Below are 18,484 nucleotides of genomic sequence, written 5' to 3'. Positions count from 1 at the left end.
TCTGCTGACCATGAAAAAACCCTGCCTCGGCAGGGTTTTTTTCGTCTGAAATCCGCGTTATTTCTGATTGATATCCTGACGCGTCAGCCCGATGTCACGCAACTGCGCATCACTCAGGTGCGAAAGAATCTCCCGCGTTTCCCGTCTGGCATGCCAGCGTTTTATCGCGCGCACGCCGCCACGAAAGATATCGAGTAAGGTCACGCTGAACGGTTTTGCCGCCCGGTTCTGATCGAATTCCATAATCCCAGCCCTCAGTATGATGTCTGAACAACATTTTCCCTCTGATGGCGAATTCAATACAGATTCAAAAATCACTTATCTTTAACATACAGATTGCGCCCGTACCGATCTGAATGGTAGAAATAGGCATCATCTGTACTGATTTTTGATCACCGTTAACGCAGCGAGGCACACAATGACGCGCTATCAACATCTGGCTTGTCTGCTTTCAGACCGTATTGAGCAGGGGCTGTATCGCAGCGGCGAACGCTTGCCCTCGGTGCGTACGCTCAGCATTGAGCACGGCGTCAGCATCAGTACTGTGCAGAAGGCTTATCATCTGCTGGAAGAGAAGCAGCTTATCGTGCCGCAGCCGCGTTCCGGCTATTTTGTCGCTACCCGTAAAGCCACGCCGCCGGTGCCGGCGATGACCCGACCCGTACAGCGTCCGGTTGAGATCACCCAGTGGGAATCGGTGCTGGAGCTGCTGAGCAGCCGCATTAATGGCGACGTGCTGCAGCTGGGCAGCGGCATGCCGGACCTGACCCAGCCGACACTCAAGCCGCTGTGGAAAATCATGGGCCGCATGGCGCAGAAGCAGGACATTGATCAGCTCAACTATGACAGCCTGCTCGGCGTGGCAGCGCTGCGCGAGCAGATTGCGCGGCTGACAATTGACAGCGGCTGTCAGCTGACGGCGGAAGATATTGTCATCACTACCGGTTGCCATGAAGCGCTGTCGGTGTCGATTCGCGCCGTGTGCGAGCCAGGCGATATCATTGCCGTTGAGTCGCCGGCGTTTCACGGCACCATGCAGACACTGCGCGGTCTGGGCATCCGCGCCATTGAAATCCCGACCGATGCGGTCAGCGGGATCAGTCTTGAGGCGCTGGAGCTGGCGTTTGAGCAGTGGCCAATCAAAGCGGTGGTGGTGGTACCCAACTGCAATAATCCGCTCGGATTTATCATGCCCGAAACGCGTAAGCGGGCGCTGCTGACGCTGGCGCAGCGCTTTGATGCGGCGATCATTGAAGATGATGTTTACGGCGAGCTGGCGTGGGAGTATCCGCGTCCGATCACCATCAAATCGCTGGATATGGATGGCCGCGTGCTGCTGTGCAGCTCGTTTTCCAAAACCCTGGCGCCCGGCTTGCGCGTGGGCTGGGTCGCGCCGGGACGCTATCGCGATCGCGTACTGCACATGAAATATATTGGCACCGGTTCGACGGCAACGCAGCCGCAGTATGCGGTCGCAGAGTTTATTCGTCAGGGCCATTACCTGCCGCATTTGCGCCGCATGCGGCAGGTGTATCAGCGTAACTATGAGACGTTTAGCTGCTGGGTGCGCCACTATTTTCCCTGCGGCATTTGCGTCTCGCGGCCGCAGGGCAGTTTCCTGATGTGGATTGAGCTGCCGGAAGCCTTCGATGCGGTGCGGCTGAATGCGGAGCTGCGGGAGCTGAAAATCCAGGTGGCGGTCGGTTCGCTGTTTTCGGCGGCGGGTAAATATCGCAACTGTCTGCGCCTCAATTATGGTCTGCCAATGAATGAGCAAACCGAGCAGGCGATTGCCAGCCTCGGCGCAGCTGTGGAGCGTGCCATGCAGGCCTGCAGTGCGGAAACGCGCCATATCACCTCCCTGACAGAATAACGGTGGAAAGGCAGGGCCGGACAGAGAGTCGGGGAAGCCAGCCCTGGCCCGCTGCAAGCGACAGCGGGCAGGCTCACTTTAGCGATTGTCCCCGGTCGCGCCAGCCCTGACTGCTGCCGTTTGCGCGCCGTATTCGCGGATTTTTAGCGCCGTTGCAGTCAGTTACAACGCTTTTGCGACATGCTCTGGGGATTCTACCAGCGCCAGCAGCTGGCGGGTCGCCGCCTGCCAGTCTTCCGCCTGGGTAATCGCGCTGACCACGGCAATGCTGCCGACGCCGGTCGCCAGCACCTCCGGCACGCGTGCCAGCGAAATGCCGCCAATCGCTACGGTGGGAATGTGCTGCAGCCGCGCCAGATGGCGCTTCAGCTCGGCAATGCCCTGTGGCGCAGAGGGCATCTCTTTGGTTTGTGTCGGAAAGATGTGGCCGAGCGCAATATAGGACGGACGCAGCGCCAGCGCGCGATCCAGCTCGGCGTCATCGTGTGTCGACAGACCCAGGCGTAAGCCGGCGTGGCGGATAGCGTCCAGATCGGCCACATCCAGATCCTCCTGACCAAGATGCACACCATAGGCGTTGTACTTAATCGCTAAACGCCAGTAATCGTTGATAAACAGCCGCGCGCCGTACTGTTTGCCCAGGGCGATGGCATCGCGTACCGCGGCTTCAATCTGGCGATCATCGCCATCTTTGATGCGCAGCTGGAGGGTGCGCACGCCGGCTGTCAGCAGGCGTTCAATCCACAACACGCTGTCGACAACCGGATAGAGCCCCAGTTTTGGCGCGGTGGCAGGGAAGGCTTCAGTCATCATTTTTCCTCTTTAAGGGCATCGGCGGCATGATACAGCTCGCCGCCACGGCTACGGAAGGCATCGGACATTTGCGCCATCCCCAGCGCTATCGGCTGGGCTTCAGCCTGCTGGCGGGCGGCAAATTCGCGCACTTCCTGGGTGATTTTCATTGAACAGAATTTGGGGCCGCACATGGAACAGAAGTGGGCCACTTTGCCGGATTCCTGCGGCAGGGTTTCGTCGTGATAGGCCCGCGCGGTATGCGGATCGAGCGCCAGATTAAACTGATCTTCCCAGCGGAACTCGAAGCGAGCTTTCGACATGGCGTTGTCGCGGATCTGCGCGCCGGGATGGCCTTTAGCCAGATCGGCTGCGTGCGCCGCAATCTTGTAGGTAATCAGCCCCTGCTTAACATCCTCTTTATTCGGCAGGCCAAGGTGCTCTTTCGGCGTGACGTAGCACAGCATCGCGCAGCCAAACCAGCCGATCATGGCGGCGCCAATCCCGGAGGTAAAATGATCGTAGCCCGGCGCGATATCGGTCGTCAGCGGGCCCAGCGTATAAAACGGCGCTTCATGGCAGTGTTCCAGCTGCTCGGTCATATTGCGGCGGATCATCTGCATCGGCACGTGACCGGGGCCTTCAATCATGACCTGCACATCATATTGCCAGGCGATTTGCGTCAGCTCGCCTAAGGTACGCAGTTCGGCAAACTGGGCTTCGTCGTTGGCGTCCTGAATCGAGCCGGGACGTAAACCATCACCGAGAGACAGCGCCACATCATAGGCTGCGCAGATTTCACAGATTTCGCGGAAATGCTGGTAGAGGAAGTTTTCCTGATGATGTGACAGGCACCACTTCGCCATGATGGAGCCGCCGCGCGACACGATGCCGGTCAGTCGTTGTGCGGTCATCGGCACATAGCGCAGCAGCACGCCCGCGTGAATGGTGAAGTAATCAACGCCCTGCTCAGCCTGTTCCAGTAGGGTATCGCGGAAAATGTCCCAGTTAAGATCTTCTGCGATGCCGTTGACCTTTTCCAGCGCCTGATAGACTGGCACCGTGCCGATCGGCACCGGACTGTTGCGCAAAATCCACTCGCGCGTTTCATGGATATAGCGGCCGGTCGACAGATCCATCACGGTATCTGCCCCCCAGCGCGTGGCCCACACCAGTTTTTCCACTTCCTCTTCAATCGACGAACTTACCGCCGAGTTGCCGATGTTGGCGTTGACCTTCACCAGAAAATTGCGGCCGATGATCATCGGCTCCGATTCCGGGTGATTGATGTTGGCAGGAATGATGGCGCGGCCGCTGGCCACTTCAGCGCGCACGAATTCGGCGCTGATATTTTCTGGCAGCTGCGCGCCAAAGCCGTGACCGGCGTGCTGCTGCAACAGCGTTGCACTGCGGATACGCTCACGTCCCATGTTTTCGCGCAGCGCGATAAACTCCATCTCCGGCGTGATGATGCCCTGACGCGCATAATGCAGCTGCGTGACGCGGCGACCCGCTTTGGCCCGGCGCGGCAGCGGCAGATGTTCAAAACGCAGATGATCCAGCCCGTCATCCGCCAGCCGCTGCTGACTGTAGCTTGAGCTGAGTGCGCTGATGGTTTCGCTGTCGTTGCGTTCGGCGATCCAGCCGGCGCGCAATTTTGCCAGACCCTGATGCACGTTGATGGTCGCGTGGGGATCACCATAGGCACCGGCGGTGTCATACACCGGCACCGGTTCATTGTCTGCGTATTGCGGATGATCTTTGCTGCCGCCGGTGTGCGTCGGGCTGAGCTGAATTTCGCGCATCGGGACGCGGATATCCGCGCGGCTGCCGCTGATCCAGATCCGTTTTGAGTTAGGGAAGGCGGTTCCCTGGAGCGAATCGATAAATTTTTGCGCCTGCGCGCGTTGTTCACGACGTGAGGTTTTAGCATCAGACATAGCAAGTTTCCTGAAAACAAGGGGAAGCTGCTTGTCCGGAGTCCGGAAGGAGTAACAGAAACGGTGCCGGGCGCCTGACTGCACCGTGCTGATCACATCTACTCTTGTTCCCTTCGCAGGTACTAACCTGATCAGGTTCCGCGGATCCCGAATTAACGGTCTCAGCCCCTAAGGGCACTCCGACAAGTTTACGTTTTACGCGATAAGCGACTTTACTGACTGCTGCACGCTGCGCTTATATCGCAAAGTTTGATTGTGGATTGTCGTTAAAAAAGACAATAAAAAAGCCCATTCAGCATAAAAGGGCTTTTCCTGAATAACAAGTCTTTTACAACTGCAGCGGTTCAGGCCGGACGAGCAATGGTGCTGTCATTGGCTACCGGCGGGCGCGCCAGCTGGTTATCCCAGGCGAGCTGAATCAGTTTGTCTTCCAGCGTAAAGCGTGACTCCAGCGCTTCGCCCACTTCTGACAGCGCCTGCTGGAAATCCACGCAGTTGTCGTCATTGATGGCCTGCTGCAGATGGCTGTCATACAGTTGCATCAGCCGTTCAGTATTGCCTTCCAGCGCCGGATAGATCTGCGCCGCAGCAATCATCGGGCTGTCGCCTGACATCTCGCTGATAATGCGCTCGTAAACGCTGAAGTGGCCGGTAGAGAGATAGTCCACCAGACGATGGCAAAACGCATCCAGCGCCTGTTCATCCAGCGCGGTCAGCGCTTCTTTGTTCGGCTTCATGCCAATTAACTCGTAATAGGTGACGAGCAGCTGTCGACGGGCGCGCAACCATGAGTCGACTAATTCATTACCGCCACCTACACGCTCGGTCAGGTTATCTAACTGGGTAAGCATACGGGGCTCCAGGTGAGTTATAGTTGTTTATTACACACTTAACATCAGGATTTCAGCGTGCCATTTGACGCTAAGGACAACGATTAAGATGCAACGTGAGATCTCAAGCGTAGACGCTGGCTGGTGGATTGTCAGCTCCGCGCAGAAACTTTGGTTGCCGAAAGGCGAGTTGCCGCATGGCTTATCCGGCGAGTTTGGCCTGACCGGCAGCAGCGGCAGAGTGATTGGCGAGTGGCAGGGCGAAAACGTCTGGTTGGTATGCGAAGCGCGTCCGGACAATATGGCCTCGGTGCGCCAGCTGATTGACGAAGATGTCGGTCTGTTTCAGCTCGCCGGGCGCGGCGTGCAGCTGGCAGAGTTCTACCGTTCGCATCGCTGGTGCGGCTATTGCGGCCATGAAATGCAGCACAGCAAGCGCGAATTTGCCTGCCTGTGCAGCCATTGCCGCGAGCGCTACTATCCGCAAATCGCCCCCTGCATCATTGTGGCGATTCGTCGCGGTGAGGAGATCCTGCTGGCAAACCATGCGCGCCATCGCAACAGCATCTACACCGTGCTGGCCGGTTTTGTCGAAGTCGGCGAAACGCTGGAGCAGGCGGTGGCCCGCGAGGTGATGGAAGAGAGTAACGTGCGGGTAAAAAATGTGCGTTACGTGACCTCGCAGCCGTGGCCGTTCCCGCACTCGCTGATGATGGCGTTCATGGCGGAGTACGATGGTGGCGAGCTGCAGCACGATGGTAAAGAGCTGCTGGATGCTGGCTGGTATCGCTACGACGATCTGCCCCTGTTGCCGCCGCCGGGCACCGTGGCGCGCCGGCTGATTGAAGATACGGTTGCGCTGTGTCGCGCCAGCGCGGCGTGAAAATGCTACACTGCCGGCCTTAGCATGAGAGAGCCCATTATGAGTGAACTGAAGAACGATCGTTATCTGCGCGCCCTGTTACGCCAGCCGGTGGATATCACCCCGGTATGGATGATGCGACAAGCCGGGCGTTACCTGCCGGAATACAAAGCCACGCGCGCTGAGGCCGGTGATTTTATGTCGCTGTGTAAGAACGCGGAGCTGGCGTGCGAAGTCACCCTGCAGCCGCTGCGCCGCTATGCGCTGGATGCCGCGATCCTCTTCAGCGACATCCTCACCATTCCGGATGCGATGGGCCTGGGACTTTACTTTGAGACCGGCGAAGGCCCGCGTTTCTCCCATCCAATCACCTGTCGTGCCGATGTGGATAAACTGCCGGTGCCGGATCCAGAGCAGGAGCTGGGTTACGTGATGAATGCGGTGCGCACCATCCGTCACAACCTTAAAGGCGAAGTGCCGCTGATCGGTTTCTCCGGCAGCCCGTGGACGCTGGCAACCTACATGGTAGAAGGCGGCAGCAGCAAGGCTTTCACCAAAATCAAGAAGATGATGTACGCCGAGCCGCAGACGCTGCACGCACTGCTGGATAAGCTGGCAGAGAGCGTGATCCTTTACCTCAACGCGCAGATTAAAGCGGGTGCGCAGTCGGTGATGGTGTTTGATACGTGGGGCGGCGTGCTGACCGGGCGCGACTATCGCGAGTTCTCGCTCTATTACATGCACAAAATCGTCGACAGCGTGCTGCATGAGAACGAAGGACGACGCGTGCCCATTACCCTGTTTACCAAGGGCGGCGGCCAGTGGCTGGAAGAGATGGCGGCCACCGGCTGTGATGCGCTGGGTCTTGACTGGACCACCGATATTGGCGAAGCGCGGCGCCGCGTGGGCGATAAAGTCGCGCTGCAGGGCAACATGGATCCGTCTATGCTGTATGCACCCCCTGCACGAATTGAGCAGGAAGTGGCGGGGATTCTGGAAGCCTTTGGCGCAGGCGAAGGCCACGTCTTCAACCTCGGTCACGGGATTCATCAGGATGTTCCGCCAGAGCACGCTGGCGCGTTTGTGGAGGCGGTGCATCGGCTATCACGACCATATCACCAGGGATAAGCATGGATTTAGCCGCACTACGACAGCAACAGGTACAGCTCGCCGCCAGCGTGGTGCGGCAGGATGATTTTGACGTACTGCCGCCGCGCTTCATTGGCGGCGCCGATGTTGGTTTTGAACAGGGCGGCGAGGTAACGCGCGCCGCTCTGGTGATCCTCGAATATCCTTCATTAACGCTGGTGGAGCATCGCATCGCGCGTGTCGCGACCACCATGCCTTACATCCCCGGTTTTCTCTCGTTTCGCGAAATTCCAGCGCTGCAGGCGGCGTGGCAGCAATTGTCGCAGCGGCCCGATCTGCTGTTCGTCGACGGCCATGGCATCTCTCATCCGCGCCGGCTGGGCGTTGCCGCGCATTTCGGCTCGCTGCTGGATGTGCCGACTATCGGCGTAGCGAAAAAGCGCCTGTGCGGCCGTTTCGCTGAGCTGGATGCGGCACCGGGCAGTCGTCAGCCGCTGATGGATAAAGGCGAGCAGATTGCCTGGGTGTGGCGCAGCAAGACGCGCTGCAACCCGCTGTTTGTCTCAACCGGCCACCGCGTCAGCCTCGACAGCGCCCTGTACTGGGTTGAAGCCTGCATGGCCGGCTACCGCTTGCCGGAGCCAACGCGCTGGGCTGATGCCGTGGCATCTGGCCGTCCCGCTTTTGTGAAGTGGCAAAATGCGCGCTAACGCTGTTTGTGCGCGGCTTTTGCGGTACACTGCCGCCAGCTAATCTACCGAGAGTAAGTTTGATGTTACAGAACCCCGTCCATTTGCGTCTGGCGAAGCTGGAAAGCTGGCAGCACATGACCTTTATGGCCTGTCTGTGCGAGCGGATGTTCCCCAATTACTGGGCCTTCTGTCAGCAGACCGAGTTTGCCGATCCGCAGCTCTATCGCCGCATTCTCGACCTGGTGTGGGAAAGCCTGACGGTGAAGGATGCCAAAATCAATTTCGACAGCCAGCTCGAGAAACTGGAAGCGGCGATCCCAAACGGTGACGACTTTGACGTTTATGGCGTGCACCCGGCGATTGACGCCTGCGTGGCGCTAAGTGAACTCCTGCACGCGCAGCTGAGCGGTGAAACGCTGGAGCACGCCATCGAAGTCAGCCGCACGTCGATCACCACCGTGGCCATCCTTGAAATGACCCAGGCCGGTCGCGAAATGAGCGACGAAGAGCTGCGTGACAACCAGGCGGTAATTGACGAATGGGACCTGCAGTGGGAGATTTTTCGCCTGCTGGCAGAGTGCGAAGAACGGGACCTGGAGCTAATCAAAGGACTACGTGCAGACCTGCGTGAAGCCGGAATCAGTAACATCGGTATAAATTTTCAGCAATAAGGCGAGAAAACGTGACTTCAGGCCCGAATTACCGCGCCTGGAGGCTTCACATCAGCCCCCTGTCTGGTCTACATTTGGGGGGCTGAAAATTGTGGCTATCGGTGCGTGCAGGCTGAAGAGTGCCAGAATATGGCTTTTCCCTCGCACTCGTTGCTTAGCAAGCGATAAATACACTTTAAGGATAACTTATGAACAAGACTCAACTGATTGATGTGATCGCAGAGAAAGCGGACCTGTCTAAAACCCAGGCTAAAGCTGCGCTGGAATCTACCCTGGCTGCGATCACTGAGTCTCTGAAAGAAGGTGATGCTGTACAACTGGTTGGTTTTGGTACTTTTAAAGTGAACCACCGCGCTGAGCGTACCGGTCGCAACCCGCAGACTGGCAAAGAGATCAAAATCGCTGCAGCTAACGTGCCAGCGTTCGTCTCTGGTAAAGCACTGAAAGACGCTGTTAAGTAAGTTTTCCGCATCGCGGTTTAGCTTTAAAAGAGGGGCGATTTCGCCCCTTTTTGTTACCGGGGCCTGCTATGCTGAACATCTCTCCTCAGCGCCTCTGCGCCATCCTCCTCGGGGTATTACTCACCGGCTGCAGTGCCACTCCCGATCTTCCGGCTTTCACCGCCAGCGGCTATCTGTCTGACCGTGGCACGGTGCGAATCTGGCGTAAAAACAGCGACCACGAAGCCGTCCATCTGCGTACTGTCTATACCCCTTTCAATGGCGATAGCCGGGAAACCACCGACTATATCTGGCAGGCGGATAAACTGCTGAGCGTGGAACGGCACGTCACTGGCCAGCAGCCGGACGACGTAACCCTGCGTTTCGACCATCAGGGCAACCTTAACTTTATGCAGCGACAGCTGGCTGGCCGGCGTGAAGCCGTCAGCGCCGACAGCGTCGAGCTGTACCGGTTTGACGCGCAGCGCATGCTGGCGCAGAGCAATGCACTGCTGAGTGGGCGGGTACTGTTGCGGCAGGGGCACTGGCAGGGCGGTACGCGGGTTCGTGACTGTGAGGGGCAGCAGGTGAATGTGGCGTTCGATCGCGACACGCTGGCGACGCTGTATCGACAGCAGCAGGGGCAGCAACAGCCGATTACCCTGTCGTGGCTGGAAGCGCCAGAGGGGATTCAGCTGCTGCGTGCCACGCCGGAAGATGAGTGCCGCTGGCAGCCGAAAGAGGCCGATTTTTAGCGGCGACCGGCTGGCCGCCGCCGGGGGCTTACTTGCGGTTAATCGCGCGGTAACCAATATCATTACGGCAGAAGCTGCCGTTCCATGAGATGTGCTGCGCCAGCGCGTAGGCATTCTTCTGCGCTGCCGCCACATCTTCACCCAGCGCAGTCACGCACAGTACGCGACCGCCGCTGGTCACCACCAGATCATCTTTCAGGGTGGTGCCGGCATGGAATACCTTCCCGTCCGGTACGTCTTCCAGCGGCAGACCGTGGATCTGATCGCCCGTGTTGTAGTCGCCCGGATAACCGCCTGCGGCCAGCACCACGCCGAGCGACGGGCGCGGATCCCACTGTGACTGCTGCTGATCGAGCGTGCCGTCGACGGCGGCGAGGCACAGCGCGACCAGATCCGACTGCAGGCGCAGCATGATCGGTTGCGTTTCCGGATCGCCGAAGCGGCAGTTGAATTCGATCACCTTCGGCTGACCGGCTTTGTCGATCATCAGACCGGCATACAGGAAACCGGTGTAGGTATTACCTTCCGCTTTCATGCCGTTGACGGTTGGCCAGATGATCTGATCCATCACGCGCTGGTGGATCTCATCGGTCACTACCGGTGCCGGTGAGTAAGCGCCCATGCCACCGGTGTTCGGGCCGGTGTCGCCGTCGCCAACACGTTTGTGATCCTGGCTGGTGGCCATCGGCAGGACGTTATCGCCGTCCACCATCACGATGAAGCTGGCTTCTTCACCATCAAGAAACTCTTCGATGACGATGCGGTGACCTGCGTCGCCAAATGCATTGCCGGCCAGCATGTCCTGCACCGCCGCTTCCGCTTCGGCCAGCGTCATGGCGACGATGACGCCTTTACCCGCGGCCAGACCGTCCGCTTTGATGACGATCGGCGCGCCTTTCTCACGCAGGTAAGCCAGCGCCGGTTCCACCTCGGTGAAGTTCTGGTATTCCGCCGTCGGGATCTGCTGGCGGGCAAGGAAATCTTTGGTGAAGGCTTTTGAGCCCTCCAGCTGCGCGGCAGCCTGCGTCGGGCCAAAGATTTTCAGGCCGGCAGCGCGAAACGCATCGACTACGCCAATCACCAGCGGCGCTTCCGGTCCGACGATGGTCAGGTCGATGTTTTCCTGCTGCGCAAACGCCAGCAGTGCCGGAATATCGGTGGCGCTGATGGCCACGTTCTGCAGGGCCGGCTCCAGCGCGGTACCGGCGTTGCCTGGCGCAACAAATACGGTTTCTGCCAGCGGCGACTGTGCTGCTTTCCACGCCAGCGCGTGTTCACGTCCACCATTACCAATCACTAAAATTTTCATCGTTACGGCTCCAGGCTATTAATGGCGGAAATGACGCATGTCGGTGAAGATCATTGCGATGCCGTGCTCGTCGGCGGCAGCAATCACTTCATCATCGCGGATGGAACCGCCCGGCTGGATCACACAGGTGATGCCCACTGCCGCCGCAGCATCAATGCCATCGCGGAACGGGAAGAAGGCGTCGGAAGCCATGGCGGAACCCTTCACCTCCAGTCCTTCGTCAGCGGCTTTGATGCCGGCAATTTTGGCAGAGTAAACGCGGCTCATCTGGCCCGCGCCAATACCGATCGTCATGTTGTCGCGTGCATACACAATGGCGTTGGATTTAACGAATTTCGCCACTTTCCAGCAGAACAACGCGTCACGCAGTTCCTGTTCGGTCGGCTGACGTTGGCTGACAACGCGCAGCTGGCTGGCATCGACCATACCGAGATCGCGATCCTGAACCAGCAGTCCACCGTTGACGCGTTTGAAGTCGAGACCGGCCACGCGGCTCTGCCACTGACCGCACACCAGAACGCGGACGTTCTGTTTGGCTGCGGTTACGCGCAGTGCCGCTTCACTGGCCGATGGCGCAATAATGACTTCCACGAACTGACGGCTGATGATCGCCTGGGCGGTCGCTTCATCCAGCTCGCGGTTAAAGGCGATGATGCCGCCGAACGCCGAGGTCGGATCGGTTTTATAAGCGCGCTCGTAGGCGGCAAGAATTGAATCGCCTGCGGCGACGCCGCATGGGTTAGCGTGCTTGACGATAACGCAGGCTGGCTCGCTGAACTCCTTGACGCACTCCAGTGCCGCATCGGTATCGGCAATATTGTTGTAGGACAGCGCTTTGCCCTGCAGCTGCTGTGCGGTGGCGACCGACGCTTCGCTGACTTGCTCTTCAATATAGAAAGCAGCGTCCTGATGGCTGTTCTCGCCGTAACGCATATCCTGCTTTTTAATAAAGTTGAGGTTCAGGGTGCGCGGGAAGCGGCCGGCCGGCGCGGTGCTTTCGCCGTGATAGGCCGGTACCAGGCTGCCAAAGTAGTTGGCAATCATGCTGTCGTAAGCGGCGGTGTGTTCAAAGGCTTTGATGGCCAGATCGAAACGGGTTTCCAGCGTCAGGGAGTTTTCGTTGGCATCGAGCTCCGCGATGATCGCGTCGTAGTCACTGCTCTTCACCACGATCGCCACGTCTTTGTGGTTCTTGGCTGCCGAGCGCACCATGGTGGGACCGCCGATATCAATGTTCTCAACGGCATCTTCCAGGCTGCAGTCGGCTTTCGCCACGGTCTGGGCAAAGGGATAGAGGTTCACCACCACCATGTCGATAGGATTGATGGCGTGCTCGGCCATGATGGCATCATCGGTACCGCGACGGCCCAGAATGCCACCGTGCACTTTGGGGTGCAGCGTTTTGACGCGTCCATCCATCATTTCCGGGAAACCGGTGTAGTCAGAAACTTCCGTGACGGGCAGGCCGGCATCTGCCAGCAGGCGCGCGGTGCCACCTGTGGAGAGCAGCTCAACACCACGATGGGAGAGGGCCTGAGCAAATTCGAGGATACCGGCTTTGTCAGAGACACTGAGCAGAGCGCGGCGTACAGGACGACGTTGTTGCATGGTGGTTTTATCCCTTGGCTTTGTTTCGCGTAAATAAGAGCGTTACATCAGGCTTAACTTTCTCTCTCTATATATAGAAGAGAACATTTACCTCAGGTAACGCCCCAAAAGGGGCATCCTTGACGTCGCGGGGCATTGTAGCGAAAACGTTTGCGCGATGCTCGCCTAAATTTATTACCGGCTGCAGATGTGGATAACTTTGTGTGTAACCGGGTATAAGGCGGGGTTTTGCTGTGGAATGCAGCGAACGATTGTTTTTATTGAATTTAGCGGTTGCGCGTGCCGAACAACTCCCTATAATGCGCCTCCATCGACACGGCACAACGACTTACGGAATGCGGTGTAGAGAGGAAGCTTCGTTAAGAACTTCCGCCGGAGAAAAACGCTGAAAAAAGTGTTTGACTCTGAAGGAGGAAAGCGTAATATACGCCACCTCGCGACAGCAGGCCGAACGCCGCGTCGCACCGCTCTTTAACAATTTATCAGACAATCTGTGTGGGCACTCGCAGGATTGATATCAGCGTCTCCGGACGTAAAAAATATCAAGTCTTTGCTGAGTGAACACGTAATTCATTACGAAGTTTAATTCACAGAGCATCGCTGCACTCGTTGCAGCAAATCAAACTTAAATTGAAGAGTTTGATCATGGCTCAGATTGAACGCTGGCGGCAGGCCTAACACATGCAAGTCGAACGGCAGCACAGAAGAGCTTGCTCTTTGGGTGGCGAGTGGCGGACGGGTGAGTAATGTCTGGGAAACTGCCCGATGGAGGGGGATAACTACTGGAAACGGTAGCTAATACCGCATAACGTCGCAAGACCAAAGTGGGGGACCTTCGGGCCTCACACCATCGGATGTGCCCAGATGGGATTAGCTAGTAGGTGGGGTAATGGCTCACCTAGGCGACGATCCCTAGCTGGTCTGAGAGGATGACCAGCCACACTGGAACTGAGACACGGTCCAGACTCCTACGGGAGGCAGCAGTGGGGAATATTGCACAATGGGCGCAAGCCTGATGCAGCCATGCCGCGTGTATGAAGAAGGCCTTCGGGTTGTAAAGTACTTTCAGCGGGGAGGAAGGCGGTGAGGTTAATAACCTTGCCGATTGACGTTACCCGCAGAAGAAGCACCGGCTAACTCCGTGCCAGCAGCCGCGGTAATACGGAGGGTGCAAGCGTTAATCGGAATTACTGGGCGTAAAGCGCACGCAGGCGGTCTGTTAAGTCAGATGTGAAATCCCCGGGCTTAACCTGGGAACTGCATTTGAAACTGGCAGGCTTGAGTCTCGTAGAGGGGGGTAGAATTCCAGGTGTAGCGGTGAAATGCGTAGAGATCTGGAGGAATACCGGTGGCGAAGGCGGCCCCCTGGACGAAGACTGACGCTCAGGTGCGAAAGCGTGGGGAGCAAACAGGATTAGATACCCTGGTAGTCCACGCCGTAAACGATGTCGACTTGGAGGTTGTGCCCTTGAGGCGTGGCTTCCGGAGCTAACGCGTTAAGTCGACCGCCTGGGGAGTACGGCCGCAAGGTTAAAACTCAAATGAATTGACGGGGGCCCGCACAAGCGGTGGAGCATGTGGTTTAATTCGATGCAACGCGAAGAACCTTACCTGGCCTTGACATCCAGAGAACTTAGCAGAGATGCTTTGGTGCCTTCGGGAACTCTGAGACAGGTGCTGCATGGCTGTCGTCAGCTCGTGTTGTGAAATGTTGGGTTAAGTCCCGCAACGAGCGCAACCCTTATCCTTTGTTGCCAGCGGTTCGGCCGGGAACTCAAAGGAGACTGCCGGTGATAAACCGGAGGAAGGTGGGGATGACGTCAAGTCATCATGGCCCTTACGGCCAGGGCTACACACGTGCTACAATGGCGCATACAAAGAGAAGCGACCTCGCGAGAGCAAGCGGACCTCATAAAGTGCGTCGTAGTCCGGATTGGAGTCTGCAACTCGACTCCATGAAGTCGGAATCGCTAGTAATCGTAGATCAGAATGCTACGGTGAATACGTTCCCGGGCCTTGTACACACCGCCCGTCACACCATGGGAGTGGGTTGCAAAAGAAGTAGGTAGCTTAACCTTCGGGAGGGCGCTTACCACTTTGTGATTCATGACTGGGGTGAAGTCGTAACAAGGTAACCGTAGGGGAACCTGCGGTTGGATCACCTCCTTACCTGAAGATACCTTCCCGCGAAGTGCTCACACAGATTGTCTGATGAAAAAGTAATGAGCAAAGCGTCTTACGAAAGAGACTTCAGTGTCCCCTTCGTCTAGAGGCCTAGGACACCGCCCTTTCACGGCGGTAACAGGGGTTCGAATCCCCTAGGGGACGCCACTTGCTGGTAATGAGTGAAAGGCGTTACCGATAATACTTCAGAGTGTGCTGATTAAGCATGCTGCGAAGTATTTGCTCTTTAACAATCCGGAACAAGCTGAAAATTTGAAACGACGCGTCGTATTCATTCTCCGTAATAAGAATGAAATGACGATGCGTTCGAGTCTCTCAAAAGCTTACAGCTTACAAGCAACTGTGATGCAGTAGCGAGCGAGCAGTAAAGAAGGCAAGGCGCGACGGCGCACAGCCAGCGGAGCGTACTGAAGTACGTGAGCATGGCGGGCACCGCGCAACGACGCATTCTTTACGCGCAGCCGTTACGGCAGACAGATAAACGCCTGTGGGTTGTGAGGTTAAGCGACTAAGCGTACACGGTGGATGCCCTGGCAGTCAGAGGCGATGAAGGACGTGCTAATCTGCGAAAAGCGACGGTAAGGTGATATGAACCGCTACAGCCGTCGATGTCCGAATGGGGAAACCCGGTGCACTCTGTGCATCATCGTTAACTGAATACATAGGTTAACGAGGCGAACCGGGGGAACTGAAACATCTAAGTACCCCGAGGAAAAGAAATCAACCGAGATTCCCCCAGTAGCGGCGAGCGAACGGGGAGCAGCCCAGGACCTGAATCAGCTTGTGCATCAGTGGAAGCGTCTGGAAAGTCGCGCGATACCGGGTGACAGCCCCGTACACGAAGATGCATGAGTTGTGAGTCCGACGAGTAGGGCGGGACACGTGGTATCCTGTCTGAATATGGGGGGACCATCCTCCAAGGCTAAATACTCCTGACTGACCGATAGTGAACCAGTACCGTGAGGGAAAGGCGAAAAGAACCCCGGCGAGGGGAGTGAAACAGAACCTGAAACCGTGTACGTACAAGCAGTGGGAGCCTACTTGTTAGGTGACTGCGTACCTTTTGTATAATGGGTCAGCGACTTATATTCTGTAGCAAGGTTAACCGCATAGGGGAGCCGAAGGGAAACCGAGTCTTAATTGGGCGTTAAGTTGCAGGGTATAGACCCGAAACCCGGTGATCTAGCCATGGGCAGGTTGAAGGTTGGGTAACACTAACTGGAGGACCGAACCGACTAATGTTGAAAAATTAGCGGATGACTTGTGGCTGGGGGTGAAAGGCCAATCAAACCGGGAGATAGCTGGTTCTCCCCGAAAGCTATTTAGGTAGCGCCTCGTGAATTCATCTCCGGGGGTAGAGCACTGTTTCGGCTAGGGGGCCATCCCGGCTTACCAACCCGATGCAAACTGCGAATACCGGAGAATGTTATCACGGGAGACACACGGCGGGTGCTAACGTCCGTCGTGAAGAGGGAAACAACCCAGACCGCCAGCTAAGGTCCCAAAGTCATGGTTAAGTGGGAAACGATGTGGGAAGGCACAGACAGCCAGGATGTTGGCTTAGAAGCAGCCATCATTTAAAGAAAGCGTAATAGCTCACTGGTCGAGTCGGCCTGCGCGGAAGATGTAACGGGGCTAAACCATGCACCGAAGCTGCGGCAGCGACACTATGTGTTGTTGGGTAGGGGAGCGTTCTGTAAGCCGCTGAAGGTGTGCTGTGAGGCACGCTGGAGGTATCAGAAGTGCGAATGCTGACATAAGTAACGATAAAGCGGGTGAAAAGCCCGCTCGCCGGAAGACCAAGGGTTCCTGTCCAACGTTAATCGGGGCAGGGTGAGTCGACCCCTAAGGCGAGGCTGAAAAGCGTAGTCGATGGGAAACAGGTTAATATTCCTGTACTTGGTGTTACTGCGAAGGGGGGACGGAGAAGGCTAGGTTATCCGGGCGACGGTTGTCCCGGTTTAAGCGTGCAGGTGTGAAGACCAGGCAAATCCGGTCTTCTTTAACACTGAGGCGTGATGACGAGCCGCCACGGCGGTGAAGTAACTGATGCCCTGCTTCCAGGAAAAGCCTCTAAGCTCCAGGTAACACGAAATCGTACCCCAAACCGACACAGGTGGTCAGGTAGAGAATACCAAGGCGCTTGAGAGAACTCGGGTGAAGGAACTAGGCAAAATGGTGCCGTAACTTCGGGAGAAGGCACGCTGGCGCGTAGGTGAAGGGACTTGCTCCCGGAGCCGAGGCCAGTCGAAGATACCAGCTGGCTGCAACTGTTTATTAAAAACACAGCACTGTGCAAACACGAAAGTGGACGTATACGGTGTGACGCCTGCCCGGTGCCGGAAGGTTAATTGATGGGGTTATCCGCAAGGAGAAGCTCTTGATCGAAGCCCCGGTAAACGGCGGCCGTAACTATAACGGTCCTAAGGTAGCGAAATTCCTTGTCGGGTAAGTTCCGACCTGCACGAATGGCGTAATGATGGCCAGGCTGTCTCCACCCGAGACTCAGTGAAATTGAAATCGCTGTGAAGATGCAGTGTACCCGCGGCAAGACGGAAAGACCCCGTGAACCTTTACTATAGCTTGACACTGAACATTGAGCCTTGATGTGTAGGATAGGTGGGAGGCTTTGAAGCGCGGACGCCAGTCTGCGTGGAGCCAACCTTGAAATACCACCCTTTAATGTTTGATGTTCTAACGTAGGCCCGTAATCCGGGCTGCGGACAGTGTCTGGTGGGTAGTTTGACTGGGGCGGTCTCCTCCCAAAGCGTAACGGAGGAGCACGAAGGTTGGCTAATCCTGGTCGGACATCAGGAGGTTAGTGCAATGGCATAAGCCAGCTTGACTGCGAGAGTGACGGCTCGAGCAGGTGCGAAAGCAGGTCATAGTGATCCGGTGGTTCTGAATGGAAGGGCCATCGCTCAACGGATAAAAGGTACTCCGGGGATAACAGGCTGATACCGCCCAAGAGTTCATATCGACGGCGGTGTTTGGCACCTCGATGTCGGCTCATCACATCCTGGGGCTGAAGTAGGTCCCAAGGGTACGGCTGTTCGCCGTTTAAAGTGGTACGCGAGCTGGGTTTAGAACGTCGTGAGACAGTTCGGTCCCTATCTGCCGTGGGCGCTGGAGAATTGAGGGGGGTTGCTCCTAGTACGAGAGGACCGGAGTGAACGCACCGCTGGTGTTCGGGTTGTCATGCCAATGGCACTGCCCGGTAGCTAAGTGCGGAAGAGATAAGTGCTGAAAGCATCTAAGCACGAAACTTGCCCCGAGATGAGTTCTCCCTGACCCTTTAAGGGTCCTGAAGGGACGTTGAAGACGACGACGTTGATAGGCCGGGTGTGTAAGCGCAGCGATGCGTTGAGCTAACCGGTACTAATGACCCGTGAGGCTTAACCTTACAACGCCAGAGGCGTTTTGGTCTGAGAGACCGGAG

General features: G+C 57.0%; 13 protein-coding genes, 1 tRNA gene, 2 rRNA genes and 1 riboswitch. Of the genes, 10 read left to right on the top strand and 6 right to left on the bottom strand.

What is annotated here, in order from left to right; all coding sequences use genetic code 11:
- Window positions 1-57: 57 nt before the first annotated feature.
- Window positions 58-243 (bottom strand): DUF1127 domain-containing protein, encoded by a 186-nt coding sequence (locus tag ABVR31_RS18040; protein WP_021508203.1) that lies wholly within the window; start codon window positions 241-243, stop codon window positions 58-60.
- Window positions 244-418: 175 nt separating this feature from the next.
- Between ABVR31_RS18040 and ABVR31_RS18035 the strand changes: the two genes are divergently transcribed.
- The gene (locus tag ABVR31_RS18035) at window positions 419-1,873 is read left to right on the top strand and encodes a PLP-dependent aminotransferase family protein (protein ID WP_372773748.1); all 1,455 of its coding nucleotides are present in this window, start codon (window positions 419-421) and stop codon (window positions 1,871-1,873) included.
- Between the two features lie 162 nt (window positions 1,874-2,035).
- Here the strand turns inward: ABVR31_RS18035 and thiE are convergent, their stop codons facing one another.
- From thiE to ABVR31_RS18020, 3 genes are all read right to left on the bottom strand, one after another.
- The gene (gene thiE / locus ABVR31_RS18030; protein WP_372774089.1) at window positions 2,036-2,683 is read right to left on the bottom strand and encodes a thiamine phosphate synthase; all 648 of its coding nucleotides are present in this window, start codon (window positions 2,681-2,683) and stop codon (window positions 2,036-2,038) included.
- The gene (thiC, locus tag ABVR31_RS18025) at window positions 2,683-4,605 is read right to left on the bottom strand and encodes a phosphomethylpyrimidine synthase ThiC (protein ID WP_372773746.1); all 1,923 of its coding nucleotides are present in this window, start codon (window positions 4,603-4,605) and stop codon (window positions 2,683-2,685) included. Before thiC ends, thiE begins: the two co-directional genes overlap by 1 nt.
- Window positions 4,606-4,696: 91 nt before the next feature.
- A riboswitch (TPP riboswitch) is annotated at window positions 4,697-4,797 on the bottom strand.
- 152 nt (window positions 4,798-4,949) lie between these two features.
- Window positions 4,950-5,456 carry an Rsd/AlgQ family anti-sigma factor gene (locus ABVR31_RS18020; protein ID WP_021508199.1) on the bottom strand — a complete coding sequence of 169 codons (507 nt, stop codon included), beginning with the start codon at window positions 5,454-5,456 and terminating at the stop codon, window positions 4,950-4,952.
- Between the two features lie 88 nt (window positions 5,457-5,544).
- On the opposite strand from ABVR31_RS18020, the gene nudC reads away from it, so the two are divergent.
- The 6 genes from nudC (at window position 5,545) to ABVR31_RS17990 (ending at window position 9,944) form a co-directional block, all read left to right on the top strand.
- Complete coding sequence (gene nudC / locus ABVR31_RS18015; protein ID WP_372773744.1) at window positions 5,545-6,318, top strand: NAD(+) diphosphatase; 774 nt, start codon at window positions 5,545-5,547, stop codon at window positions 6,316-6,318.
- 39 nt (window positions 6,319-6,357) lie between these two features.
- Window positions 6,358-7,425, top strand: coding sequence for a uroporphyrinogen decarboxylase (gene hemE / locus ABVR31_RS18010; protein ID WP_141497172.1), 1,068 nt, complete (start codon window positions 6,358-6,360; stop codon window positions 7,423-7,425).
- A gap of 2 nt (window positions 7,426-7,427) precedes the next feature.
- Window positions 7,428-8,096 carry a deoxyribonuclease V gene (gene nfi / locus ABVR31_RS18005; RefSeq protein ID WP_021508196.1) on the top strand — a complete coding sequence of 223 codons (669 nt, stop codon included), beginning with the start codon at window positions 7,428-7,430 and terminating at the stop codon, window positions 8,094-8,096.
- 62 nt (window positions 8,097-8,158) lie between these two features.
- Entirely contained in the window at window positions 8,159-8,749 is a 591-nt protein-coding gene (locus ABVR31_RS18000) for a YjaG family protein (protein ID WP_058758906.1), read from the top strand.
- A gap of 188 nt (window positions 8,750-8,937) precedes the next feature.
- Window positions 8,938-9,210, top strand: a complete 273-nt coding sequence (gene hupA, locus ABVR31_RS17995; RefSeq protein ID WP_006121511.1) for a nucleoid-associated protein HU-alpha — start codon at window positions 8,938-8,940, stop codon at window positions 9,208-9,210.
- Window positions 9,211-9,278: 68 nt separating this feature from the next.
- Entirely contained in the window at window positions 9,279-9,944 is a 666-nt protein-coding gene (locus ABVR31_RS17990; protein ID WP_372773740.1) for a DUF1481 domain-containing protein, read from the top strand.
- 28 nt (window positions 9,945-9,972) lie between these two features.
- On the opposite strand, the gene purD is transcribed toward ABVR31_RS17990, so the two are convergent.
- Window positions 9,973-11,253, bottom strand: a complete 1,281-nt coding sequence (gene purD, locus ABVR31_RS17985; protein ID WP_152391445.1) for a phosphoribosylamine--glycine ligase — start codon at window positions 11,251-11,253, stop codon at window positions 9,973-9,975.
- An 18-nt stretch (window positions 11,254-11,271) separates the two neighbouring features.
- On the bottom strand, window positions 11,272-12,861 hold the full coding sequence (gene purH, locus ABVR31_RS17980; RefSeq protein ID WP_021508192.1) for a bifunctional phosphoribosylaminoimidazolecarboxamide formyltransferase/IMP cyclohydrolase: 1,590 nt from the start codon (window positions 12,859-12,861) through the stop codon (window positions 11,272-11,274).
- Between the two features lie 627 nt (window positions 12,862-13,488).
- Between purH and ABVR31_RS17975 the strand changes: the two genes are divergently transcribed.
- The 3 genes from ABVR31_RS17975 (at window position 13,489) to ABVR31_RS17965 (ending at window position 18,448) form a co-directional block, all read left to right on the top strand.
- Window positions 13,489-15,030, top strand: a 16S ribosomal RNA gene (locus tag ABVR31_RS17975).
- 86 nt (window positions 15,031-15,116) lie between these two features.
- Window positions 15,117-15,192, top strand: a tRNA-Glu gene (locus ABVR31_RS17970).
- A 351-nt stretch (window positions 15,193-15,543) separates the two neighbouring features.
- A 23S ribosomal RNA gene (locus ABVR31_RS17965) occupies window positions 15,544-18,448 on the top strand.
- The 16S and 23S rRNA genes sit together here with 1 tRNA gene alongside, the layout of an rRNA operon.
- Window positions 18,449-18,484: the final 36 nt, after the last annotated feature.

The sequence above is a fragment of the Pantoea sp. WEP genome (assembly GCF_041678305.1).
GTDB lineage: Bacteria > Pseudomonadota > Gammaproteobacteria > Enterobacterales > Enterobacteriaceae > Pantoea > Pantoea dispersa.
Note: the sequence above shows the minus strand (reverse complement) of the source record. Positions and strands in the feature narration are given on the sequence as shown.